Source organism: Sphingobacterium sp. BIGb0165, assembly GCF_024810095.1.
Taxonomy (GTDB): Bacteria; Bacteroidota; Bacteroidia; order Sphingobacteriales; family Sphingobacteriaceae; genus Sphingobacterium; species Sphingobacterium detergens.
This window is the reverse complement of the sequence record NZ_JANUEB010000005.1, coordinates 466,321-489,362: the sequence shown is the minus strand read 5'-3', so window position 1 is coordinate 489,362 and position 23,042 is coordinate 466,321. Positions and strand designations below refer to the sequence as shown.

22 protein-coding genes are annotated in these 23,042 nt (G+C 39.2%); 9 read left to right on the top strand and 13 right to left on the bottom strand.

Features of this window, described 5'->3' with window-relative positions; translation table 11 throughout:
• Positions 1 to 203: 203 nt before the first annotated feature.
• The 4 genes from M2408_RS14075 to M2408_RS14060 form a co-directional block, all read right to left on the bottom strand.
• The gene (locus M2408_RS14075; protein WP_120258410.1) at positions 204 to 863 is read right to left on the bottom strand and encodes a 3-oxoacid CoA-transferase subunit B; all 660 of its coding nucleotides are present in this window, start codon (positions 861 to 863) and stop codon (positions 204 to 206) included.
• 3 nt (positions 864 to 866) lie between these two features.
• The gene (locus M2408_RS14070) at positions 867 to 1,568 is read right to left on the bottom strand and encodes a CoA transferase subunit A (RefSeq protein ID WP_120258411.1); all 702 of its coding nucleotides are present in this window, start codon (positions 1,566 to 1,568) and stop codon (positions 867 to 869) included.
• A gap of 148 nt (positions 1,569 to 1,716) precedes the next feature.
• On the bottom strand, positions 1,717 to 2,070 hold the full coding sequence (locus M2408_RS14065; protein ID WP_259182817.1) for a hypothetical protein: 354 nt from the start codon (positions 2,068 to 2,070) through the stop codon (positions 1,717 to 1,719).
• Between the two features lie 172 nt (positions 2,071 to 2,242).
• On the bottom strand, positions 2,243 to 3,289 hold the full coding sequence (locus tag M2408_RS14060) for a ferredoxin--NADP reductase (RefSeq protein ID WP_259182815.1): 1,047 nt from the start codon (positions 3,287 to 3,289) through the stop codon (positions 2,243 to 2,245).
• Positions 3,290 to 3,466: 177 nt separating this feature from the next.
• Here M2408_RS14060 and M2408_RS14055 point away from each other — a divergent pair, with 177 nt between their 5' ends.
• Positions 3,467 to 4,183 (top strand): superoxide dismutase, encoded by a 717-nt coding sequence (locus tag M2408_RS14055; RefSeq protein WP_120258413.1) that lies wholly within the window; start codon positions 3,467 to 3,469, stop codon positions 4,181 to 4,183.
• A 65-nt stretch (positions 4,184 to 4,248) separates the two neighbouring features.
• Here M2408_RS14055 and M2408_RS14050 read toward each other — a convergent pair whose 3' ends face one another.
• Positions 4,249 to 4,647 carry an SRPBCC family protein gene (locus tag M2408_RS14050; RefSeq protein WP_259182813.1) on the bottom strand — a complete coding sequence of 133 codons (399 nt, stop codon included), beginning with the start codon at positions 4,645 to 4,647 and terminating at the stop codon, positions 4,249 to 4,251.
• A gap of 19 nt (positions 4,648 to 4,666) precedes the next feature.
• The gene (gene pyrE, locus M2408_RS14045; RefSeq protein ID WP_120258415.1) at positions 4,667 to 5,317 is read right to left on the bottom strand and encodes an orotate phosphoribosyltransferase; all 651 of its coding nucleotides are present in this window, start codon (positions 5,315 to 5,317) and stop codon (positions 4,667 to 4,669) included.
• On the opposite strand from pyrE, the gene M2408_RS14040 reads away from it, so the two are divergent.
• From M2408_RS14040 to M2408_RS14025, 4 genes are all read left to right on the top strand, one after another.
• Positions 5,316 to 5,927, top strand: a complete 612-nt coding sequence (locus M2408_RS14040; RefSeq protein ID WP_120258416.1) for an NUDIX domain-containing protein — start codon at positions 5,316 to 5,318, stop codon at positions 5,925 to 5,927. The genes pyrE and M2408_RS14040 overlap by 2 nt on opposite strands.
• Before the next feature lie 57 nt (positions 5,928 to 5,984).
• Positions 5,985 to 6,701 carry a 3-ketoacyl-ACP reductase gene (locus M2408_RS14035; protein WP_120258417.1) on the top strand — a complete coding sequence of 239 codons (717 nt, stop codon included), beginning with the start codon at positions 5,985 to 5,987 and terminating at the stop codon, positions 6,699 to 6,701.
• Between the two features lie 118 nt (positions 6,702 to 6,819).
• Positions 6,820 to 7,881, top strand: a complete 1,062-nt coding sequence (locus M2408_RS14030) for an NADH:flavin oxidoreductase/NADH oxidase (RefSeq protein WP_259182808.1) — start codon at positions 6,820 to 6,822, stop codon at positions 7,879 to 7,881.
• Positions 7,878 to 8,270 (top strand): VOC family protein, encoded by a 393-nt coding sequence (locus M2408_RS14025; RefSeq protein WP_259182806.1) that lies wholly within the window; start codon positions 7,878 to 7,880, stop codon positions 8,268 to 8,270. The genes M2408_RS14030 and M2408_RS14025 overlap by 4 nt, the downstream gene beginning before the upstream one ends.
• Before the next feature lie 58 nt (positions 8,271 to 8,328).
• Here M2408_RS14025 and infB read toward each other — a convergent pair whose 3' ends face one another.
• The 4 genes from infB to M2408_RS14005 all read right to left on the bottom strand — a co-directional run bounded on the left by infB (position 8,329) and on the right by M2408_RS14005 (position 14,206).
• Positions 8,329 to 11,475, bottom strand: a complete 3,147-nt coding sequence (infB, locus tag M2408_RS14020; protein WP_259182805.1) for a translation initiation factor IF-2 — start codon at positions 11,473 to 11,475, stop codon at positions 8,329 to 8,331.
• 103 nt (positions 11,476 to 11,578) lie between these two features.
• Positions 11,579 to 12,820 carry a transcription termination factor NusA gene (gene nusA / locus M2408_RS14015; RefSeq protein ID WP_120258421.1) on the bottom strand — a complete coding sequence of 414 codons (1,242 nt, stop codon included), beginning with the start codon at positions 12,818 to 12,820 and terminating at the stop codon, positions 11,579 to 11,581.
• A 5-nt stretch (positions 12,821 to 12,825) separates the two neighbouring features.
• The gene (rimP, locus tag M2408_RS14010; protein ID WP_259182803.1) at positions 12,826 to 13,290 is read right to left on the bottom strand and encodes a ribosome assembly cofactor RimP; all 465 of its coding nucleotides are present in this window, start codon (positions 13,288 to 13,290) and stop codon (positions 12,826 to 12,828) included.
• Between the two features lie 139 nt (positions 13,291 to 13,429).
• Positions 13,430 to 14,206, bottom strand: coding sequence for a LexA family transcriptional regulator (locus M2408_RS14005; protein ID WP_120258423.1), 777 nt, complete (start codon positions 14,204 to 14,206; stop codon positions 13,430 to 13,432).
• 102 nt (positions 14,207 to 14,308) lie between these two features.
• Here M2408_RS14005 and M2408_RS14000 point away from each other — a divergent pair, with 102 nt between their 5' ends.
• Positions 14,309 to 14,632 (top strand): hypothetical protein, encoded by a 324-nt coding sequence (locus M2408_RS14000; RefSeq protein ID WP_259182801.1) that lies wholly within the window; start codon positions 14,309 to 14,311, stop codon positions 14,630 to 14,632.
• 102 nt (positions 14,633 to 14,734) lie between these two features.
• Here the strand turns inward: M2408_RS14000 and M2408_RS13995 are convergent, their stop codons facing one another.
• Positions 14,735 to 16,981, bottom strand: a complete 2,247-nt coding sequence (locus tag M2408_RS13995) for a penicillin-binding protein 1A (protein WP_259182799.1) — start codon at positions 16,979 to 16,981, stop codon at positions 14,735 to 14,737.
• A 514-nt stretch (positions 16,982 to 17,495) separates the two neighbouring features.
• On the opposite strand from M2408_RS13995, the gene rpoN reads away from it, so the two are divergent.
• The 3 genes from rpoN (at position 17,496) to M2408_RS13980 (ending at position 21,078) form a co-directional block, all read left to right on the top strand.
• Positions 17,496 to 18,962, top strand: a complete 1,467-nt coding sequence (rpoN, locus tag M2408_RS13990; protein WP_259182796.1) for an RNA polymerase factor sigma-54 — start codon at positions 17,496 to 17,498, stop codon at positions 18,960 to 18,962.
• Positions 18,963 to 19,045: 83 nt separating this feature from the next.
• A complete protein-coding gene (locus tag M2408_RS13985) occupies positions 19,046 to 19,921 on the top strand; it encodes a carbon-nitrogen hydrolase (protein ID WP_259182795.1) in 876 nt (291 codons plus the stop codon).
• 80 nt (positions 19,922 to 20,001) lie between these two features.
• The gene (locus M2408_RS13980) at positions 20,002 to 21,078 is read left to right on the top strand and encodes an agmatine/peptidylarginine deiminase (protein WP_259182794.1); all 1,077 of its coding nucleotides are present in this window, start codon (positions 20,002 to 20,004) and stop codon (positions 21,076 to 21,078) included.
• Between the two features lie 171 nt (positions 21,079 to 21,249).
• Here M2408_RS13980 and agaR read toward each other — a convergent pair whose 3' ends face one another.
• Positions 21,250 to 22,011, bottom strand: coding sequence for a transcriptional repressor AgaR (gene agaR / locus M2408_RS13975; RefSeq protein ID WP_120258429.1), 762 nt, complete (start codon positions 22,009 to 22,011; stop codon positions 21,250 to 21,252).
• A gap of 234 nt (positions 22,012 to 22,245) precedes the next feature.
• Positions 22,246 to 23,034, bottom strand: a complete 789-nt coding sequence (locus M2408_RS13970; RefSeq protein WP_259182792.1) for a GDP-L-fucose synthase — start codon at positions 23,032 to 23,034, stop codon at positions 22,246 to 22,248.
• Positions 23,035 to 23,042 lie beyond the last annotated feature (8 nt).

Here is a 23,042-nt window from a genome sequence, read left to right as displayed (position 1 = left end):
AAAACGTGTAGACGATAATAACTGCCCCAGTAATTAAATAGCCCTTCTGTATCGAATGATACAGGAGGGCTTTATTTAAAGGACTCTAAGAACCTTTCATTGTTTATACCTTATATTCCATGTTTTACTGATGATTTCAAATTCAGCCAGCCCCAATTTTGGTTACAGCTCTATAAATCCATTTATTTGTAACACTTTTTTCATTAAAAAACCATTTCGGGTATATTTTCGTCGGCAATTAATTTTCCAGCTGTTGCAGTTCTTATTTCATCAACACTTACACCTGGAGCTCTTTCTAAAAGCTGGAAACCTCCCTCTGGTAGAATTTCGTAAACGCCTAATTCAGTGACAATTTTTTTTATGCACTTTACACCTGTTAATGGAAGTGTGCATTCTGCGAGAAGTTTACTTTCACCACTTTTATTAACTTGTTGCATGGCAACGATAATATTTTTAGCCGAGGCGACAAGATCCATGGCACCGCCCATTCCTTTTACCATTTTTCCCGGGATCTTCCAATTAGCAATATCACCACTTTCGGAAACTTCCATGGCACCTAAAATGGTTAAATCTACTTTTTGGGCTCTAATCATCCCAAAACTTAGTGCTGAATCGAAAATTGCAGACCCCGGCAATGTGGTAATGGTTTGCTTGCCCGCATTAATCAAATCTGGATCTTCGCTACCTTCGAAAGGAAAAGGCCCCATTCCTAAAAGTCCATTCTCGGATTGCAGAACCACATTCACACCTTCTGGAATGTAATTCGCTACCAAAGTTGGAATTCCGATACCTAGGTTAACGTAACTATTATTTTTAATTTCTTTTGCAATACGTTGTGCAATTTGTTCTTTAGATAATGCCATAATTTAGTTTTTAGGTCTTACGGTTCTTTGCTCGATTCTCTTTTCGTAATGTTCTCCCTGGAAAATTCTGTGAACATAAATTCCTGGAGTATGAATTTCATCTGGATTTAGTTCGCCAACCTCTACCAGTTCCTCGACTTCGGCAATGGTTATTTTACCAGCCATAGCCATTATAGGATTAAAATTTCTAGCTGTAGAACGAAAGATAAGATTGCCTGCTTTATCGCCTTTCCAGGCTTTAACAATAGCAAAATCGGCATCGAAAGCATATTCCAAAAGATAATCTTTGCCTTTAAAGTTTCTCACTTCTTTGCCCTCACCTATTTCGGTTCCAACGCCTGCTGGTGTATAAATGGCTGGCATTCCATATCCTGCAGCCATACAACGTGTCGCCAAAGTGCCTTGCGGGATTAGTTCTACTTCCAATTCGCCGCTTAAAAGCTGCCTTTCGAATTCAGCGTTCTCGCCAACGTAAGATGAAATCATTTTCTTGATTTGCTTTTTTTGTAAAAGTAAGCCTAAACCAAAATCATCAACACCCGCATTATTAGAAATACAGGTTAAATCTTTCACTTCTTTTTTTACCAGCTCGGCAATAGAATTTTCGGGAATACCGCAAAGCCCGAAACCGCCTAACATTATGGTCATTCCGTCTTCGATGCCATTGCAGGCTTCTTGTACATTTTTTACTGTTTTATCTATCATTATTAGCGTTATTGGGTTAAAAGTATTTCAAACTGATGTTTGATTTTATCATTAATAGGGTTTCCTAAATCAACTGAATAACATTGGCCACATCCTCTTTGCTTACCATCTCCACCGTTGCATATATTGTAACGTGATGGTTGTCAAATTAACGCTGAAGGTACCCATTGGAATGTGCAAATGCGTTGGTATCTGCCCCCGTTTCACAGCGAAATACATGTTCAGCATGATTTAATGTCGATCCACTACACCACTTCGATCCAAAAAAACTATTGCTGTTCGCTGGATAAGCTAATACCCTGTAAAAACCTGAATAAAATTTTATAGTAAAGTAAGTTACAACATCCTGCCAAAAATCGGCAATAGTTGACGTTGACCATGCCCATAGATCATGATAAGACGCGAAGGATAATGAATATCGCTGTTCGATATACTGTTTGAATTTATTGATCTCAGATTGAGATTTTTGTTCTTCTATCGGGCTCCAGAGTAATTTTCCCATAATAGTTGGATATAAAATACGGTTATACCCAAACTTAGCTAAATTTGCTTTTATATGCAATTTTAATTGCAGCACATAGCAGAACAAATAGATAATAATAAATAATATATTAAAATATTATTCGGGAATACACGCAATTAATCAAACAAACGAGATAAATACAGCCTGTTTTTTAAAGTACCTCAATTTCTGTTCCTTCAACAGTAGGATGGCCCGTGCACAACAAGATACGTCCATTTTCCATTTCACGATCGGTTAACACTTCGTTATAATCCATTCGGACTTTCCCCTTGGAACATTGTGAGATACATGTACTGCACATGCCAGATTTACAAGAATAGGGTAGCTTGATTTTATGCTCCAGTCCGACATCCAGAATAGATTTATTATACGGGACCTCAAGATCATAGCTTTCGCCTTGAAAATGTAATTTGATTCGATAGGATGTCGTATCAATTTCCTTTTCAGATTCATCGTCATCATCCTCTTCATTTTCGGGCAATAAAAATGTTTCTCTCTTAATCTGATTGGCATCGAAGCCCATACCCAAAAGTGTAAAACGACATAAATCCATATAAATCACCGGTCCACAGGTATAAAATAGAGCTTCCTCTTTTTCCCCCGCAAGATGATCCTTGACAATGGAAAGAATATAATCCCGATTCAGGCGGGCTTTCATCAGATATTTACTGTTGGAATAAATCCAGACAATCGTTAAGCGATCAGGGAATTTCATGGCCCATTCCTCCAGCTCCTCACGGAACGGCGTCTGATCAGAGGCGCTGTTGCTATACACCAGTACCACCTTAGACTTATCTTCAACAAGCAGCGCTGTTTTAAGAATAGAATATAAAGGCGTTATACCAATACCTGCTGCAAATAAAAACAAGGTTCTTACTTTATGTGCATCAGGCTCATATGTAAATAATCCCTGTGGCTCCATGGCCTGAACAATATCCCCTTCCGCAATAGTATGATGAAGCAATCTTGAGATCTCTCCATTTTCCACACGTTTTACTGTAATACTTAATGGCTCATCATAATCCGGCGAACTATTAAAAGAATAGGAACGACGAACCTCCCGATCACCAAACATAAATGAAAGTGTAATAAATTGCCCCGCTTTGTATCTAGGATAGTCTCCGGTAAGAGATTCCAATTGAAAAGTAATATTATTATTGGGTTGGGGAATTATCTTTGCTATTCGTAATGCGTACATAATTCAAATATACTGTCGAATTTTGGCTTACACAAATGTAAAAACCAGAACGGAAATAGGCTTTTTCAGATACCTTTTATAACAATTTTGTTGTATTACAATTGGCAGACAATTCTTGTACAATATTTGTAGAATTTCACGTTATATTTATATCGAAACTTATTATAATAAGATTATATGCAAACACGCAGAAACTTCCTTCAAAATGCAGCAAAAGCCACATTGGGTATTGCTGTATCTGGATCAATATTACAAGATATTGCTTCCGCGAAAGCAACTGAATTAAATGCCGCTACCTTAAAGTTTTCCCAAGTAAAGTTACCTTTCAGTTATGCCGCATTGGAGCCCAATATTGACGCCTTGACGATGGAAATCCATTATACAAAGCATCATATGGCCTATATCAATGCTGTCAACGAAGCTATTGTTGCTGAGGCGATCAAAGAAACTTCAGAGGAACAGCTTTTAGCTAATATATCCAAATATTCCCCGAAAGCCAGAAATAATGCTGGCGGTGCATGGAATCACAATTTCTTTTGGGAAAGCCTGTCCGACAAAGCTAGTCAACCATCAGAAAAATTGTTGACGATGATCAATAAGTCCTTTGGCTCATTAGATAAATTTAAGGAGCAATTCGCTGCCGCAGCGACAAGCCGCTTCGGTTCAGGCTGGGCCTGGTTGATTCTTGATGATTCGGGGAATCTGAAAATAACTTCTACCCCAAATCAGGATAATCCATTAATGGATGTTGCTGAAGTAAAAGGCATCCCAGTTTTGGGACTCGACGTTTGGGAACATGCTTATTACTTACATTATCAAAACAAAAGAGCAGACTATATTAAAAATTGGTGGAATGTCGTCAATTGGAAAAAAGTAAATGAGCGACTCGCATAATAACATAAAAAAAGCTCGATCTAACGATCGAGCTTTTTTTATGTTATATTCCGTAATAAGACCTACTACCCCAATACAGTTTTAAGTTTGTTTACCTGAAAGTCAATCAGTTTCTGAAGTGGCCCTGATGCGATCATTTTCATCATCATATTCAGATCTGCATCAATTATAAACGTAGCTTTGGTCACAGTTTCTGATACTGCTTGCACTTCCCAACGCAATGTAACCTCGAAAGGCGCTTTTTCAGAAGGAATCAGTTTGATCAATTGGTTTTCTACACGCTCCTCCACTCTTAGTGCTAATTTTGCCATATTTTGAATGGTAAATCGCGCTTCATCCGACGTTGAAGACCAATTATAGATATTTTCAGGCATTAACTGCTCATGATTATTGAGATCAGTCAAAAAAGCAAATACCTCGCTGACATTTCTGTTGATTTCTGTTGTGTTCTGAATAGTAGTCATAACGGTAAATTATTCATCTTTATTGAAAATTTTCACCCCATCCTTCAGGATTCAATCTCCATTTTTTCAAAATTTCAACATCCTCATCCAAGACATAGCCATTTTCAGCTGCGACTTGAATCAGCGCATCGTAGTTACACAAGCTGAAATAAGGACATTTTGCATCAGCAAAATTATCAGTCGCTTGTTGTAATCCGTACGTAAATATGGAAACCAATCCAACAACATTACAACCCGCTTCACGCAATGCTTTGACCGCGATCAAGCTGCTTTTTCCTGTCGAAATTAGATCTTCAACCACAACTACACGTTGCCCACTAACGACTTCACCTTCGATCATGTTTTGACGTCCATGATCTTTAGCTGAGCTTCTAACATAAGAAAATGGTAAGCCCAAATCCTGTGCTACCAACACGCCTTGTGGAATACCTGCCGTAGCTACTCCAGAAATCATATCTACAGATCCAAACTCTTCTTGAATAAGCTTAGAAAGCTTCTGACGAATATACGTACGTATCGCTGGATGAGATAAAGTGATACGGTTATCACAGTAAATTGGAGACTTCCAACCCGACGCCCAAGTAAAAGGACTTTTAGGTTGCAATTTTATTGCTTTAATTTGCAATAAGGATTCAGCAACTTTTTGTTCAACCTCATTTAAATTATTCATGGCGCAAATTTATAAAATTTATATGAACGAAACCGTGCTAATTTTAGCCGATTTTGTTCCTTCGAAAACTGAAAACACGCAAACAATTAGTATTCAAGACATTGAACTTCAAAAACTTTTCAAACAATCTGAAATTGATAAAGTTCCAAAGACATATCTCTACGTTAATAGAGATTTCGAAACTGTATTTCAAAACCTAAAAAGCAAGTTAAAAATCATTAAAGCTGCTGGTGGATTGGTTAAAAATGGTGATGGTGATTACCTTTTTATCTACCGCTTGGGTAAATGGGACCTTCCGAAAGGCAAAGTGGAAGACAATGAGAAGATGAAAGAAGCCGCTGTACGTGAAGTAGAAGAAGAATGTGGTATTAAAATCAACTATTTAGGTAAAAAAATCATCACATCCTACCATACATACTATCTACGTAATGGAGAATTTGTATTAAAGGCAACCAATTGGTATGAAATGGGCGTTAATAAAGTTCCGAAATTAATACCACAAACAGCTGAAGACATTACAAAGGCAGAATGGCGTCCTGTAGATCAATTTGATGAAGTGCGGGCCAATACCTATCCGATTATAGAAAATATCATTAAAAAAGTGAAATAGGCTGTCTTTTGAGGTTCATTTGACAGTAATTCATGAGATCATGCTTACTTTTATACTATGGAAAATATAACAGGAAAAAGGGCCTTAGTGACAGGTGGAGCAAAGGGGCTTGGGAAAGCCATTGCTGTTGCGTTAGCTAAAGAAGGCGTACACGTTGCGATCACAGGAAGAAACGAAACAGCATTGAAGCTGGCTGCCGATGAGCTTAAAACGTTAGGCACACAAGTTACTTATGCTGTATTTGATGTGTCAGATAACGAAGCGGTACAGCAGGGAATTAATAATCTCAATGAAACCTTTGGCCACTTTGATATTCTTATCAACAATGCGGGTATATCTTCCTTCTCCTCTGTAATGGATATGGACGTGCAAGACTGGACTGAGATTATCAATGTTAATCTATTGGGAACCTATTTTGTTACAAAAGCTGTCCTGCCACAACTAATTGAAAAAAATCAGGGTGATATTGTCATGGTCTCTTCTACAGCGGGATTGAATGGTGCAGCTACGACCTCAGCATATAGTGCTTCAAAATTTGGTGTTATTGGATTTGCAGATTCATTGATGCGTGAAGTACGTAAAAATAACATTCGAGTCTGTACCCTAATGCCAAGTACCATTGCATCGGATATGTCCAAAGATCTCGGTCTGACGGACGGCGACCCCGAAAAAGTATTACAACCGGAAGATTTCGCGGAACTAATTATCGCGAATTTAAAATTGCCTAGAAGAGCGATGTTAAAATCAGCCTCTTTATGGTCTACAAATCCATAAAAACCACTATTGCGAGCCTTTAACAACCCTGAAGGTTCGCAATAGAATTATTTGTGAGCTTATCACGACCATATTTAGACAGGAGCTCACTACATCCGTCTAATATAAACAAGAAATTATGAGTAAACTATTTTCATCGATAAACATCGGTTCCTTAAACCTGAAAAATCGCTTAGTCGTTTCCCCTATGTGCCAATATTCTGCTGAAGATGGTTTTGCAAACAACTGGCATCTTGTCCACCTCGGTCAATTTGCCATTGGAGGCGCAGCAGCAGTCATACAGGAAGCAACAGCCGTAGCACCCGAAGGCAGAATCAGCTATGGAGACCTTGGTATATGGGATGATCAACATATTGACAAACTAAAAGAGATAACAGCTTTTATCAAAGCAAATGATGCGATCCCCGGTATCCAGCTCGCGCATGCAGGCCGCAAAGCCAGTAGCAACAAACCTTGGCTTGGTCGTGGTCAATTTGCCCCTTCAGAAGCCCTAGGATGGCAGACTGTCGCTCCATCAGCACTGGCTTTCCATTCGACAGATTACGTCCCCAAAGAGCTTAAAACAAATGAGATCGAAGAAATCATTGAACAGTTTGGACAAGCTACCAAAAGAGCTATTCAAGCTGGTTACGAAATCATCGAACTCCACGCAGCACATGGTTACCTCATCCATCAGTTTCTCTCCCCTTTGTGCAACCTACGAACAGACCAGTTCGGTGGTCCATTTGAAAATAGAATACGCTTCTTGCTGGAGATCATCAAAAGGGTAAAACAGGAAATATCGACGCAAAGTTTATGGGTACGTATTTCTGCGACAGATTGGGCACCGGATGGCTGGGATCTGAATCAATCCATAGCTCTATCACAGCTCCTGACCGAACAGGGAATCAATATCATTGATGTATCGAGCGGTGGAGCAGTTTCCCATCAAAAAATTGATATTGGACCTGCCTATCAACTTCCATTCGCCCTCGCGATCAAAGAGAAAACCGGAAGCAAAACTGCTACTGTCGGAATTATTAAAACAGCGACTCAGGCCGCCGATATTATTGAGAACGATCAGGCGGATTTAGTTATGATCGCTCGAAGTTTTTTAGATGATCCACATCTTCCATTACACTTTGCAAAAGAATTATCCGTGGACATCCCCTGGCCAAAACAATACGAAAGAGCAAAATGAAATTAAGCTTAAACAAAATACACCATATTGCGATCATATGTAGCGATTATCAGCGGTCGAAAAAATTCTATACTGAGGTCCTCGGCCTTGAAATCTGGCAGGAACATTATCGGCTAGAGCGGGATTCATACAAATTGGATTTGAAACTCAACGAAACCTACATCATTGAACTATTTTCCTTTCCCTCTCCCCCTACTAGACCAAGTTTTCCTGAAGCTACTGGTTTAAGACATTTAGCTTTTGAAGTCGATAATCTGGATACGGAAATACATAAGTTAGAACAGGCAGGTATCGTACATGAAGGGATAAGGATCGACGAACTAACACAAAAAAGATTCACTTTCTTTGCCGACCCCGATCAACTTCCGATAGAGCTATACGAGCATTAGAAACAAAAAAAAAGCGTTGATTTTCATCAACGCTTTTTTTTATGTCGTAAATCGAAAATTACAATTTACGTTTTACTTCTACTTGTTCGTAAGCCTCTACGATATCACCTACCTGGATGTCGTTGAAACGGTCAATGTTCAAACCACACTCGTAACCTTGTGCAACCTCTTTCACGTCGTCTTTAAAACGTTTCAGGGAAGCCAATCTACCTGTATGGATAACCACACCCTCTCTGATTATGCGGATATCATTATTTCTATTGATTTTACCTTCTCTAACCATACATCCCGCAATGGTACCCACTTTAGAGATTTTAAATGTTTCTCTGATTTCAACCTCAGCAACAATTTTCTCTTCAAATTTCGGAGCCAACATACCTTCCATCGCAGATTTAATCTCTTCGATAGCATCATAGATGATAGAGTATAGACGAACGTCGATTTGCTCATTCTCAGCCAATTTACGTGCATTTTGTGTAGGACGTACTTGGAAACCAATGATGATCGCATCAGAAGCAGATGCCAATAATACATCTGATTCAGAGATTGCACCTACTGATTTATGAATAATATTCACCTGGATCTCATCTGTTGACAATTTCAACAATGAATCTGATAATGCTTCGATAGAACCATCCACATCACCTTTCACGATAATATTAAGTTCCTTAAAGTTACCGATAGCCAAACGACGGCCGATCTCATCCAAGGTAATATGTTTCGTTGCACGCATACCTTGTTCACGTTGTAACTGAAGGCGTTTGTTTGCTACCGTTCTAGCCTCAGATTCGCTTTCAAGAACATAAAGCTTATCCCCAGCTGTAGGTGCTCCAGCCATACCCAAAATCTGCACCGGTACAGAAGGTCCCGCTTCTTTAACACGTTCACCTCTTTCATTCGTTAAGGCTTTCACCTTACCGGAATGTGAACCGGCCAAAATTGGATCTCCGACACGAAGAGTACCTCCTTGAATCAATACTGTAGTTACAATACCACGGCCTTTGTCCAACGCTGCCTCGATCACCGAACCAACAGCACGTTTTTTCGGATCAGCTTTCAAATCCAACATTTCAGCTTCCAAAAGAACTTTTTCTAAAAGAAGATCAACATTTTCACCAGTTTTTGCAGAAATCTCTTGCGCTTGGAACTTACCGCCCCAATCCTCAACTAAAATATTCATTGCCGAAAGCTGCTCACGGATACGATCAGGATTTGCACCAGGTTTATCCACCTTTGTAAATGCAAATACGATTGGTACACCTGCTGCTTGTGCGTGATTAATAGCCTCTTTCGTTTGTGGCATGACAGCGTCGTCCGCCGCAACAACGATAATAACGATATCTGTTACTTTGGCACCACGTGCACGCATCGCCGTAAAGGCTTCGTGACCCGGTGTATCCAAAAATGTAATTTTACGGTCATCATCCAATTTCACCGCGTATGCACCAATATGCTGGGTGATACCACCGGCTTCACCAGAAGTAACGTTTGCTTTACGGATATAATCCAACAAAGATGTTTTACCGTGGTCAACGTGTCCCATTACTGTTACGATTGGAGCTCTAGGCACTAAATTCGCTTCAGTATCTGCTTCTTCTAGTTCGGCAGTTTCCTCATCTTCAGGTTTAATAAATTCAACTTGATAGCCAAACTCATCTGCTACGATAGTCAAAGTTTCCGCATCTAGACGTTGGTTGATAGACACAAACATACCTAAACTCATACAAGTTGCGATAATCTGTGTGACTTGAACGTCCATCAAATTTGCTAGCTCATTTGCTGTAACAAATTCTGTGACACGCAATACCTTCGCCATCAATTCTTGCTCCATTGCAGCTTCTTCCGCATGTTGAGCGACATCATCACGTTTCTGACGTCTCAACTTCGCACGTTGTGCAAACTTACCGGATTTACCCGCTCCACTTAAACGAGCAAGTGTTGCTTTGATCTGATCTTGGATTTCCTTTTCAGAAGGCTCCTCTTTATTCTCAACAGGTCTTCCTTTTCCCCTATTGTCAAAACGACCATGTTGCGGTCTTGCTCCACCTTGTCCTGGTCTACCTTGGTGCTGGTTGTTTCCACCTTGACCTGGTCTGCCTGGATGCTGGTTGTTTTGTCCCGGGCGGTTGTTCGGATTGTTGTTGTTTCCTTGATTGCCACCTCTGTTCCCTTGTTGGTCACGGTTGTGGTTATTATTTCCATCACGAGGACCACGGTTCTGGTTGTTAGGACCTTGACCCTGTCCCGCATTCGGATTTACTGGACCATTTGGATTCGTGCGCTTACGCTTACGTTTCTCATTATTGTTTCCAGCATTTGAAGATGATGCCACAGGTTTGTGCGAAGGTCTAGCAGAAGGTAATTCAATCTTACCAATTACTTTAGGACCTGTCAATCTTTCTGCACGAGCAGAAATAATATCATCGCCTTCTTTTTTCACAGGCTCCACTTTTGGAGCTACTGGTACAGCAGCTTTAGGTGCTGTTTCGTCTTTTTTCTTTTCTTCTACCTTCACAGGTTCGGTTTTTGTCTCTACAACCGGAGTTGCTTTTACTTCAGTTTTATCTACTTCAGGTTTGGGAGCTTCTACCCGAGGTCCCACGACTTCGGCTTTTTGCTCTATAACCTTTGGTTCTTCTTTTTTCGCTTCGATGACCGGAGCTTTAACTTCGGCTTCTTTCTGCTCTATTACTTTCTCCACGACCTTAGTCTCTACAGGTGAGTCATGCGTAAGTTTGGGTTCCTCTTTTGAAGGCTCCTCTTTTTTAGTCTTGTGACCACCTCTATTCAGGGCATCAAGATCAATTTTGCCAACCACTTTCATACCACCTTGATGAACAGGTTCCTCAGGCTTGGCAGGAGTGACTTCTTTGACAGATGGGATTTCTACTGTATTCTTAACCAAGATTTCTTTTGGTTCCTCATGTTCTTCAAAATCCTCATTTCTAGACGATTCTTTAGGAGAAGTGGACGGCGACTCCTCACGACGAATTTTGCCAATAACAATTTGTTTAGCTTCATCTTTCAGTGATTTGTCTCCCTGAAACTCTTTTAACAGCACACCATACATCTCTCCGCTCAATTTAGTGTTAGGCTTTGCTTCTACATCATATCCTTTTTTCACTAAACATTCCACGGCAGTATGTATCCCGATGTTGAGTTCCTTTGCTGCTTTAAGCAAGTTTGTTCCTTTTCCTTCAGTCATCTATAATATAAACTATTTTAATATAATTACAAAAATATGTTTTTTTCCATCCATAAACAATTTATTCCGAATGTTAGATAGAAAAAATTTAACAAGCTGAATTTTATTCAAATTCAGCCTGCAATATACGTAGGATATCACGAATGGTATCTTCTTCCAAATCGGTACGTCTAACGAGTTCTTCTTCGCTGAGTGATAAAACAGATTTTGCAGAATCCAAACCTACACGCTTCAATTCATCAATAACCCAGCTTTCAATCTCATCGCTGAATTCTTCGATATCCACATCCTCATCAAACTCATCATTCTCACGATAAACATCGATCTCATAACCAGTCAATTTACCAGCCAATTTAATATTATGTCCACCACGACCAATTGCCAACGAAACCTGATCCGATTTTAAGTATACAGCAGCAGTTTTATTTTCTTCGTCAATCTTAATTGAGCTGATCCGGGCAGGACTCAATGCACGAGCGATATATAACGAATGGTTTGTTGTGAAATTAATAACATCAATATTCTCATTACGCAATTCACGAACGATACCGTGAATACGTGATCCTTTCATACCCACACAGGCTCCAACTGGATCGATACGGTCATCATAAGACTCAACCGCCACTTTAGCACGCTCCCCTGGTTCACGGACAATTTTCTTGATCGTAATAAGACCATCAAAGATCTCAGGAACCTCAAGTTCAAACAAACGTTGTAAAAACGCTGGTGCAGTACGTGAGATAATGATTTTTGGATTGTTGTTCATCATATCCACTTTATGAACCACCGCGCGGATACCATCGCCTTTTTTGAAATAATCAGCAGGGATTTGTTCTGACTTAGGTAAAATCAATTCATTACCATCTTCATCCAATACCAAGATCTCTTTTTTCCAGATCTGATAAACCTCACCAATAACCAACTCCCCTTCTCTATCTTTATATTTCTTGAAGACCTCGTCTTTCTCAAGCTCTAACACCTTAGAAACAAGTGTTTGACGGGCAGCTAAAATAGCACGGCGTCCAAAGCTTTCCAAAGTGATCTGTTCGATAAAATCATCGCCTACTTCAAGGTCCTCATCGTGTTTTCTCGCTTCCGCCAACTCGATTTCAAGATCATCATCCTCAGAAAATTCATCTTCAACAACGACACGCGTTCTCCAAATCTCCAAATCCCCGTTATCTGGATTCACGATAACATCCACATTTTCATCCGTACCGAAACGACGACGGATCATACTACGAAAAACCTCTTCCAATACTGTAATGACCGTAGGTCTATCGATATTCTTAAACTCCTTAAACTCCTGAAAAGAGTCTATCAGATTGATGTTGCTGTTACTCATTATTTTTAAAATGAAATTACCACTTTTGTTGCTTTTATTTGATCAAAAGGAAGTTCTTTTTCCACCTCTTGCGCTTTTTTACCTTTTTCTTTTACTTTTTGAAGAATGCTGATCTTTGCCTCATCCACCGCCAATAACGTTCCCTCAATTTTTGTATTATCGTCCAACTTAACCTGTACTGTACGACCTATATTTTTTTGATACTGCCGATTATTGACGAAATTTGAATCGATGCCCGGAGACGAAACCTCCAAACGATAAGCATTATCAACGACATTTTCCTCTTCTAAATGAAAACCGACATGGCGGCTCACTTGCGCACAATCATCAATGTTAACACCGTTATCCCCGTCTAAGAGGATTTCCAAAATCTTATTTGGACGCATCTTTACACTAACAATAAACAAATCCTCGCGATCTGCTATTTTTTCCTCGATGAGTTCAATGACTCTTTTTTCTACATCTTGCATTGTTCTACTGCCTAGAATGCTAAATTAATTGTATTAAAAAAAGGGGGCAATACGAGCCCCCTTCCTTTCAGATATGCAAATATAGTATTTTATAAAATAAAAAACAAATACCCAAACAGCAACGGAAGTATTTTTTCTATTATTTTGAATTATCAACGACTGCATTTATGGTTTTTTGCATCTGTGCCATCATACTGGTTAATGTTTCCATCGTTGGCTCAGGAGTCGGCTCTGGCAGTTGAGTACTAATAAAAGCTTTCGCCCGCCACACCTCAAGAATATCAGGAGTCTCAACCCAATATGGTTCGTAGGTTTTATTGTCAGAGACTAACTTTAAGCCTTTATCCTCTTTAAATTTAAAGGCGATACGCTTATAGACAACTCCTTCCTCCCGGGATACAACAACATAGGTATGTCCCGGTTTTATATCATGCCAATTTTCAACATACTCCGCCACAATAATTGATCCTGAGGGCAAAGGCAACATCGAATCACCCTTAATCTCAAAAGCCCGAAAAGTCCCCTGTCCAAACATGGGTAGTGAAAATTTTGGAAGCTCAGCCACATACTCCGGATCACCATAACCATTTAAGTAACCCGCGCTTGCTTTAACCGGTACTAACTCGATGTTTTCACGATCATTGCCATCAACAGTGACACTTAACACCCTGAGATTTGACGCATTGCTTTTAGGCACCGGCTTCCACTTCTCATCAATCACATCATTCGCCAATTCATCCATGGTTAACCCATAAAACTCGGCAATTTTTTTTAGCAATTCATATTTAGGCTCCGCTCTATCTTCTTCATAAGCACCAACAGAAGCGCGCTTAATCTCCATGATATCAGCAAATTGCTGCTGCGTAATTTTCTTTCCTTTTCGAAGGAATTTCAAGTTGGACGAAATATTTGACATATTATTTTTTCAAAAAAATATTTTGCAAAAACTAAATTTATTAGTAATATTGTGCCAATAAAATTAGTAAATAAAATTCAAACATCCAAATAATTTAGCATTATGAGCAATTTTATTGTATATATAGTAACAGACAACAATAGAAGATACTTCGAAATCGACTTCACATCCAATATGTTTAGCACTGTAATGGAACTTCAACAAGCGAATAGCTTTATTCTTCAACGGGGTCCCCATTTAAACAGAATCATCTATTCCGAAGCTTTTTCAAAATTAGCCTGCGCAAAAAAGAGAATGAACGAATTGCAAAATTTCACACGTATGCAAATAGAACGAGTTATTCGGAGAAACAATCCGAATTGGAATAACCTCTACCCGCAACAGCACCAAGCTTACCCAAAGAGAAACACCAATTACGCGGCCTAGCAATATATAATAGAATAAAAAAAGCCGCCCAATTTTCATTAGGCAGCTTGCTATTTATTATGCTGTTATAGATCCAAAAGAGGATAAACGCTTTTACTAAATTTAGGTTGACGAGGTATTCTCCAACGCCCCTGTGTTTTCACCAACACTACCACCATTGTTATTGTGCTCGGTAGCACCCTCAGTAGACTCTTCTTCAGGTCCAATAAAACCCTCGTCCGTCTGTTCCTCAACATTTGTTGAATCACTTTGTTCTGGCTCCGGCTCGCTATAACGCGGTGTCTCACATTTATAGGATTTCGTAATTTCGACTGTAGATTCTGGGAATTTGCCCTGTGTATACCCCAATTGCTTGTCCTTATAAACAGATTCCAAAAACACACCAAATATAGGCAAAGCCGTACGTGAACCTTCCCCGGTATGTGAATTCTTAAAGTGTATGCTTCTTTCATCACAGCCAACCCAGATTCCAGTGACTAAATCCTTGGTCACACCCATATACCAACCATCAACATATTCCGAAGAAGTTCCAGTCTTCCCGCCAATTTCATTTTCTTTATCAAAAAGATCCCATTCCCACAAACCCTGCGATGTACCTCTTGGCTCTTCCATCCCACCACGCAACATATAAGTCATTAACCAAGCATCCTGCTTATCGACCACCTGTTTGCGCTCCGCCTGAAAAGTGGCAATTACATTTCCATCGTGATCTTCAATTTTAGAAACCAGTACTGGTGTAACTCGCTCGCCATGGTTCATCATAGTCGAGTAACCGTTGACCATCTCAAATACCGACACATCATTAGGCCCTAATCCAACAGAAGCCACAGGGTTCAGCTTACTTGTAATACCACAACGCTGAGCGGCATCCACTACTTTTGCCGGTGTCACCATATCCGTCAACTGAACAGTAACCGAATTGATGGATCTCGCCATGGCATGACGCAAAGACATCTCCCGATAGGAAAAATTCCAATCTGCATTTTTAGGTTCCCATACTTCAACAGAATCCCCCTTATCAATCTTTATTGTAACAGGTTTATCCGTAATCTTATCACAAGGCGACATCCCAGACTCTAAGGCCGCCAAATAAACAAAAGGTTTAAATGTCGAACCCGCTTGTCGTTTCGCCTGCATCACGTGATCGTATTTAAAATATTGGTGATCTATCCCACCTACCCAAGCTTTAATTTCACCTGAATAAGGATCCATCGACATCATCCCGGCATTCAACATCATCGCATAATATTTCAGGGAATCCATCGTAGACATTTCCTTTTCAATCTTACCCTTATCTTTCCAATTGTAAACTTCCATTTTTTTCTTCTTATTTAAGAAGAAATTGATACTATCCGGAGTATTGGCATATTTTTTACTCAGAAACTCATAATAAGGTGTTTTTTTAGCTAAATTCTCCAAAAAGTTTGGGATCACCTTTCCAGAAAGATCCCGCCAAGGCTCCTGACCATCCCAAGTATTATTTAAACGTTGCTGTAACTCCGTCATCTGTTTTGCTACAGCCTCTTCAGCGTGCTTCTGAAGCTTGGAGTTGATGGTTGTATAAATCTTCAAACCATCAGTATAGATATCGTAATTATTCTCTTCGGACCATTTTTCCAACCATTTAGCCACAGCTGTACGCAGATACGAATCCCCTCCGGCATTTATATCTTGATTATTGGTATTCAAAATTATCTTTTCTTTAACCAACGCATCATACTCTTCTTTTTTCAGAAAGCCACCCTTATACATTTGGCTCAATACTGTGTTTTTGCGGTCAAATGCTTTTTCCGGATTTCTGATCGGATTATATAAGGTCGTTCCCTTTAACATACCAATCAATACAGCCGCTTCATTTTGATTCAGTCGATTTGCTCCTTTTGAAAAATAACGTTTTGCAGCGGTTTCTATTCCATACGCATTATTACTAAAAGAAACTGTATTGAGGTACATTTCCAAAATTTGGTTCTTCGTATACCGCTGTTCCAGTTTATAAGCAGTCATCCACTCTTTAAATTTAGTAACAACCAAACCCGCAACAGGCAAACGTGTCAATAGCCCCCCTGCCTTATTGTAACGGGTACGGTAAAGATTCTTTGCAAGCTGCTGCGTTATCGTACTCGCTCCACGTTTATCTCCCTTTAATGTTGAGACAATCCCCGAACCAAGCCCCAAAAAGTCAACACCATTGTGCTGATAGAAACGCACATCTTCTGTTGCTATCAGTGCATTAATAACAGTTTTAGGAATGCTGTCAAAAGGGATTGGATTTCTATCCTCATCAAAATATCGCCCAATCAATACACTGTCGGCCGTATACAGTTCTGTCGAAATATTGACACTTGGCATAATGATATCTTTTTTTGTAGGCGAGTAACCAAAAAGCCACAAAAAATTAAGTTGTATAGCACAAACCAAAACTATAACGAAATATATTGCAATAACGAGATAACGAAGAATCCGATTCTTAATACGTCTAAACATAAATGGAAATTTATCTTATATTCAACATATTGAATCAACAAAAGGTTTTATCCCCCACCCAATATGCGTTTATATCTGTTTCAGGGGCTAAATATACAACTAAATAAATGTCCCTAATCAACTATTTACATTTTTTAACAATAAAAAACCAGCATGTATTCAAGCAGAGACATTCGGCAAAAACACCCCATATAAGACTTGCTATTTCCAATTTATGGAATTAAAATAGCAAAAAAAATGAAGAAGGACATTGTTTAGATCAATAAGTTAGCCGACGGGTTCCGCAAATATTATACCTACTTTTGATTTATTATCTATTTTATTTTAAAATAATAATGATATTTGTTTAAATTTAGATGTAAACTAGTCAACTATTAGCATGTTAAAACAGACATTACAACAAAAGCTATTACAAAAACTGTCTCCACAACAAATTCAATTTATTAAATTGTTGCAGGTACCAACAGTTTCATTAGATGCCAGAATAAAAGAAGAATTAGAAGAAAACCCCGCATTAGAAGATGGTAGCTTGACTAATATGACCGATCCAATAGAAGAATATCCAGATAAAGATCCGGATGACAACTTCGACAACGAAGAAGGATTCGATTCAGATGACTTCAGTTTGGAGGACTATATACAAGAAGACGACTACAAAGATTACGGAAATGGATATGATTACGGTGATGACGATGATGAAAGAAAAGAGATGCCCGTTGCTATTCAACATTCATTCTATGAACAATTACAACAACAATTAGACCTTCTCGCTTTAGATGATAAGCACTTTTTAGTGGGTCAACAAATTATCGGCAGTCTGGATGACGACGGTTACTTAAGACGTCCTATCATCAATCTGGTAGATGACCTGGCCTTCGGTCAAAATGTAATGACCGAAGAACATGAAGTGTTAGAAATGCTAAAAGTGATCCAAGATTTTGAACCCGCAGGAATTGGTGCCAGAGATTTGCAAGAATGTCTTTTGATACAGTTACAAAAGAAAGATACGAACAACCCAACCATTAAACTTGCTATAAAAGTCGTCTCCAATTATTTGGATGAGTTCACAAAAAAGCACTATGACAAACTAGAGAAATCGCTAGGTGTATCTTCTGAAGAATTGAAAAATGTCGTCAATGAAATCTTAAAGCTCAACCCCAAACCAGGTGACTCTGGGGCAGTAGCCGGAAAACAACTCCATATCATCCCAGACTTTCATATCAGCAACAACGACAGCATCTTGCATTTAACCCTGAATGGACGTAATGCACCAGAACTCCGCATAAGCCGGGACTATCAGCACATGTTTGAACATTATGAAAAATCCGATCAAAAGGACAAAAAAATGAAAGAAGCGGTACAGTTTGTCAAACAAAAACTCGATTCAGCAAAATGGTTTATTGATGCAATCAAACAACGCCAACAGACACTGCTCAAGACAATGAATGCGATCATGGAATACCAATACGATTATTTTCTTACCGGAGATGACCGTAAATTGAAACCCATGATCCTAAAAGATATCGCAGATAAGATCGACATGGATATTTCAACCGTTTCCCGTGTAGCAAACTCTAAATATGTACAAACAGAATTTGGAACATTTCTATTAAAATCATTTTTCTCCGAGGCAATCCAAACAGACTCCGGAGAGGAGGTTTCAAATAAAGAGGTTAAGAAAATACTCGAAGAGTGTATTGCGAAAGAAAACAAGCGCAAACCACTTGCCGATGAGAAATTGACCGAAATTCTCAAAGAAAAAGGCTACAATATTGCCCGTCGAACGGTAGCTAAATACCGTGAAGCATTAAATATACCAGTCGCAAGATTAAGAAAAGAGCTCTAAGAGCTCTTTTTTGTTTTTCGGGTGACAATCAAATCTAAATTAAGAATAGTATCTTTGTGCTCGAATTAAATAAGCATGAAGGAATGAGCAAAGTAAAAGTTGGAGTTGTACAGATGAGCTGTACCGCAAGCAAACAAGAGAATCTCGAAAAAGCAATCGCTAAAGTAAAAGAAGCCGCTGCAAAAGGTGCGCAAATTGTGTGTCTGCAAGAACTCTTTACCTCTTTATATTTCTGCGATGTTGAAGATTATGACAATTTCGCACTGGCTGAATCTATCCCTGGTCCATCTACAGATGCCCTATCTGCTGTAGCGAAAGAAGCAGGAGTCGTTATTATCGCTTCATTATTTGAAAAAAGAGCTGAAGGTCTTTATCATAATACGACCGCCATATTAGATGCTGATGGCTCCTATTTAGGCAAATACCGTAAAATGCATATCCCAGATGATCCAGCATTTTATGAGAAATTCTATTTCACACCAGGTGATCTAGGCTATAAAGTTTTCAAAACAAAATTTGGCAGAATAGGTATATTAATCTGTTGGGACCAATGGTATCCGGAAGCATCAAGGATCACCGCATTAATGGGTGCCGAAATTTTATTTTACCCGACTGCGATTGGCTGGGCTACAGATCAGGACGAAGAAACCAACAAAGACCAATACAATGCTTGGCAAACCATTCAACGCTCTCATGCAGTAGCAAATGGTGTACCAGTGGTATCTGTCAACCGTGTCGGATTTGAGCAGGATGGCGCCATGAAATTCTGGGGCGGAAGCTTTGTGGCAAATGGACAAGGTAAACTGTTATACCTCGCTTCTCACGATAAAGAAGAAATTGAAGTAGTTGAACTAGATCTAGCTGAATCTGATTATTTCAGAAAACACTGGCCATTCTTGAGAGATCGTAGAATTGAAACATATTCTCCAATCACTAAACGTTTTATTGACGAAGACTAATATCAAATCATATTGGCCATTTTAATTTTGTAATTCGTCAAAAGAAGAGCAGATTAAAATGGCTTTTTACATTTTAAAGCATGGAACAAGAAAGCACTTTCACTCAGGCATATTTTGATAACTCCCCAAAAAAACAAGGTTTTTCATTTCCCGCAGAATGGGCAAAACAAGAAGCTTTGTGGTTGAGCTGGCCTCATAAAGAGGAATCTTGGCCTGGAAAAATCGACACCATATACCAGCCCTATTGCGAGTTTATTAAAACTGTTGCTGCTGGACAGAAAGTCCGAATTAATGTTGCTGACGAAGATATGAAGGCATTCGCCATCGCAGAATTGAAAAAAGTAACTGCTGATTTAAGCAATATTGAGTTTTATTTCAATCCAACCAATGACGCTTGGTGTAGAGATCATGGTCCCGCTTTCCTGATCAATCAAAATTCAGGCACAAAAGCAGTTGTTGACTGGGGCTATAACGCCTGGGGTGGCAAGTATCCGCCTTTCGATCTGGATGATGTCGTTCCTACACGGATAGCCAAAGAGTTCAACCTTCCTTTGTTCACACCTAATATCGTTATGGAGGGTGGTTCTGTCGAATTCAACGGAGCCGGAACAGTGATGACGACAACAGCATGTCTGCTCAATGAAAACAGAAACCCTGATTATACAAAAGAACAGATTGAGACTTACCTCAAAGAATTCTATGGACAAGATCAGGTATTATGGCTAGGCGACGGAATCATTGGAGACGACACAGATGGTCATATTGACGACATTACACGTTTTGTCAATGAAAACACTGTTTTAACTGTTGTCGAAGAAAATCCAGAAGATGAAAATTATGCCATCCTCCAGGAAAATCTAGAAACACTTCGTTCCTTCAGATTATTAAACGGAGAATCGCTTAATATCGTCGAACTACCGATGCCAGCACCAGTGATCTATGAGGACACCAGGCTTCCGGCATCATACGCAAATTTTTATATTGCAAATGATGTTGTCGTTGTTCCAATTTTCAACGACGCTAATGACCAAAGAGCATTGGATATTATTCAGGAATGTTTTCCGACACGAAAAGTTATCGGAATTAACTCCGTAGACATTATCTGGGGACTGGGTAGTTTTCATTGCTTGAGTCAGCAAGAGCCCGCGCTCAGCTAAAGGTAAATTATACTATAAACAAAAAGGCTTCTTAATGTATTAAGAAGCCTTTTTGTTTATAGTGCTTGCGCACAAACACTATCAAATTAGATCTATATCTATCGCAAAGTTTGCTACTTACTCGCGACAACTGCTTGACATTAACTTATCGCAGGAGCGACAAATAGAAACCTAGACAACCACGACATGCACACCGGACTTCTCCAACGATTCCACAAATCCGGCACTCACTTTATCATCTGTAATCAAAATATCAATTTTTTCGAAGCCACAAATTCGACCAAAACTACGTCTTCCAAATTTGGACGAATCAGCGAGTACAACGACCTTTTGGGCTGTATCTATCATGATACGATTCAATTGAGCTTCTTGCGCACTCGATGTTGACACACCATACTCCAGATCTATTCCATCCACCCCTAAAAACAATTTACTACAATAAAAATCATGCAGTAAGTTTTCAGCATATTTTCCAGTGACTGAAGTAGAAGTTTTTCGTAATGTACCTCCCATCTGCATAATTTCTACTGACGGGTATTTAATTAGCTCCATGGCAACATTCAGCGCTGAAGTTACCACGGTGATATTTCCCTTAGGTACAATCTGCCTGGCCAACGATTGCATTGTTGTTCCGGAAGCAATAATAATTGAATCATTTTCTTCAATCATCTCAGCAGCCTTCTTCCCGATTCTACTTTTATCGTCCGAGCGAAGTTTCTCTTTTTCAAATACTGTGCGATCCGTCGTATACGGATTATATTGTGTCGCTCCTCCATGGGTCCGAAAAAGCAGTCCGCTCTCCTCCAACAGTGTAAGATCCTTGCGGATGGTAACAGAAGATACGCCCAGTTCCTCACATAGGTCAATCACTTGGACTATACCTACCTCTTTTAATTGTTTTAAAATATATTGATGTCGCTCTACGTTTGTCATGGTTTTTTTATATGCGCTAAAATATTAAATCTACCAGTTGTTTATCCATACAGATACATTAGAAAATATAAAATATCAACTAAAACCAATGCTAGATTTTAGTTTTAGATATTCTATATAAATTTCCCTAGCAGAACTGACGTTAAAATAATGAAATTATTTAATTATTTACACTCTATATAAAGCAAATTATACTTTATTCTAAAAAGATAAAGTTTTTGGATTTCAACAAATTCAAAATTCCAAAGGATCGGGCCAAATATAATGGTAATCCAGCTCCTTTCGAAGCAGATTTCCACAGACTACTTTTTGAAAAAGATCCCCATGTTCAAATTGCAATGGCAGATCGAAACCATACCTTTGCGCAGAGGCCAGGATCACATCCTTTTTCTTGGGGTGCATAGGTGCCACAACATTGTAAACACGATGACTTAGGTCCTTAACAGAAGCCAACATAATCAACTGCACAACATCATCGAGATGGACAAAATTGGCAGGCTGTTCACCCGTTGTGCATATACGATTAGCAAAGTATTTGGCGAAAATGCGATTTTTGCCAAATAAGCCGCCAAGTCGATATATATAAGTGTTGGGCAGTTGTAACATGAACTGCTCAGCCAAAAAGAGTTTTTCGGAAAATTCAATTCCAGCTGAATCCAATTCACTATAGACAGCATTTTTATCTGGGTAAATTCCAACCGAACTTAAAAACAACTGTTTGGTCCATTGAATGTTTTCAAGAAATCCCTTAATATTCGAAAAACGAGTTTCTAAACCAGAAAGACTATTTTTTTGGCTGGCAGGAATGCTATTTAATACAAAGTCGAACCGGCCCGGGATAAGCACATCAAGCGACGCACTACGTTTATCAAAGTCAGCAATAAACGAAAAAATACCATCAGTTTTAAGCCGATGGTATTTTTCATATTGTGTTGTACTTGCCCAGACCTCATGTCCCTGATGTTTCATATCCATGGCAAACGATTCTGCCAGCCATCCACATCCTAAAATGAGTATCCGCATAAGGTCAA

Coding starts and splice junctions, on each gene's coding strand:
- M2408_RS14075 (WP_120258410.1), bottom strand. CDS start 863: ATGGCATTATCTAAAGAACAAATTGCACAACGTATTGCAAAAGAAATT.
- M2408_RS14070 (WP_120258411.1), bottom strand. CDS start 1,568: ATGATAGATAAAACAGTAAAAAATGTACAAGAAGCCTGCAATGGCATC.
- M2408_RS14065 (WP_259182817.1), bottom strand. CDS start 2,070: ATGGGAAAATTACTCTGGAGCCCGATAGAAGAACAAAAATCTCAATCT.
- M2408_RS14060 (WP_259182815.1), bottom strand. CDS start 3,289: ATGTACGCATTACGAATAGCAAAGATAATTCCCCAACCCAATAATAAT.
- M2408_RS14055 (WP_120258413.1), top strand. CDS start 3,467: ATGCAAACACGCAGAAACTTCCTTCAAAATGCAGCAAAAGCCACATTG.
- M2408_RS14050 (WP_259182813.1), bottom strand. CDS start 4,647: ATGACTACTATTCAGAACACAACAGAAATCAACAGAAATGTCAGCGAG.
- M2408_RS14040 (WP_120258416.1), top strand. CDS start 5,316: ATGGCGCAAATTTATAAAATTTATATGAACGAAACCGTGCTAATTTTA.
- pyrE (WP_120258415.1), bottom strand. CDS start 5,317: ATGAATAATTTAAATGAGGTTGAACAAAAAGTTGCTGAATCCTTATTG.
- M2408_RS14035 (WP_120258417.1), top strand. CDS start 5,985: ATGGAAAATATAACAGGAAAAAGGGCCTTAGTGACAGGTGGAGCAAAG.
- M2408_RS14030 (WP_259182808.1), top strand. CDS start 6,820: ATGAGTAAACTATTTTCATCGATAAACATCGGTTCCTTAAACCTGAAA.
- M2408_RS14025 (WP_259182806.1), top strand. CDS start 7,878: ATGAAATTAAGCTTAAACAAAATACACCATATTGCGATCATATGTAGC.
- infB (WP_259182805.1), bottom strand. CDS start 11,475: ATGACTGAAGGAAAAGGAACAAACTTGCTTAAAGCAGCAAAGGAACTC.
- nusA (WP_120258421.1), bottom strand. CDS start 12,820: ATGAGTAACAGCAACATCAATCTGATAGACTCTTTTCAGGAGTTTAAG.
- rimP (WP_259182803.1), bottom strand. CDS start 13,290: ATGCAAGATGTAGAAAAAAGAGTCATTGAACTCATCGAGGAAAAAATA.
- M2408_RS14005 (WP_120258423.1), bottom strand. CDS start 14,206: ATGTCAAATATTTCGTCCAACTTGAAATTCCTTCGAAAAGGAAAGAAA.
- M2408_RS14000 (WP_259182801.1), top strand. CDS start 14,309: ATGAGCAATTTTATTGTATATATAGTAACAGACAACAATAGAAGATAC.
- M2408_RS13995 (WP_259182799.1), bottom strand. CDS start 16,981: ATGCCAAGTGTCAATATTTCGACAGAACTGTATACGGCCGACAGTGTA.
- rpoN (WP_259182796.1), top strand. CDS start 17,496: ATGTTAAAACAGACATTACAACAAAAGCTATTACAAAAACTGTCTCCA.
- M2408_RS13985 (WP_259182795.1), top strand. CDS start 19,046: ATGAGCAAAGTAAAAGTTGGAGTTGTACAGATGAGCTGTACCGCAAGC.
- M2408_RS13980 (WP_259182794.1), top strand. CDS start 20,002: ATGGAACAAGAAAGCACTTTCACTCAGGCATATTTTGATAACTCCCCA.
- agaR (WP_120258429.1), bottom strand. CDS start 22,011: ATGACAAACGTAGAGCGACATCAATATATTTTAAAACAATTAAAAGAG.
- M2408_RS13970 (WP_259182792.1), bottom strand. CDS start 23,034: ATGCGGATACTCATTTTAGGATGTGGATGGCTGGCAGAATCGTTTGCC.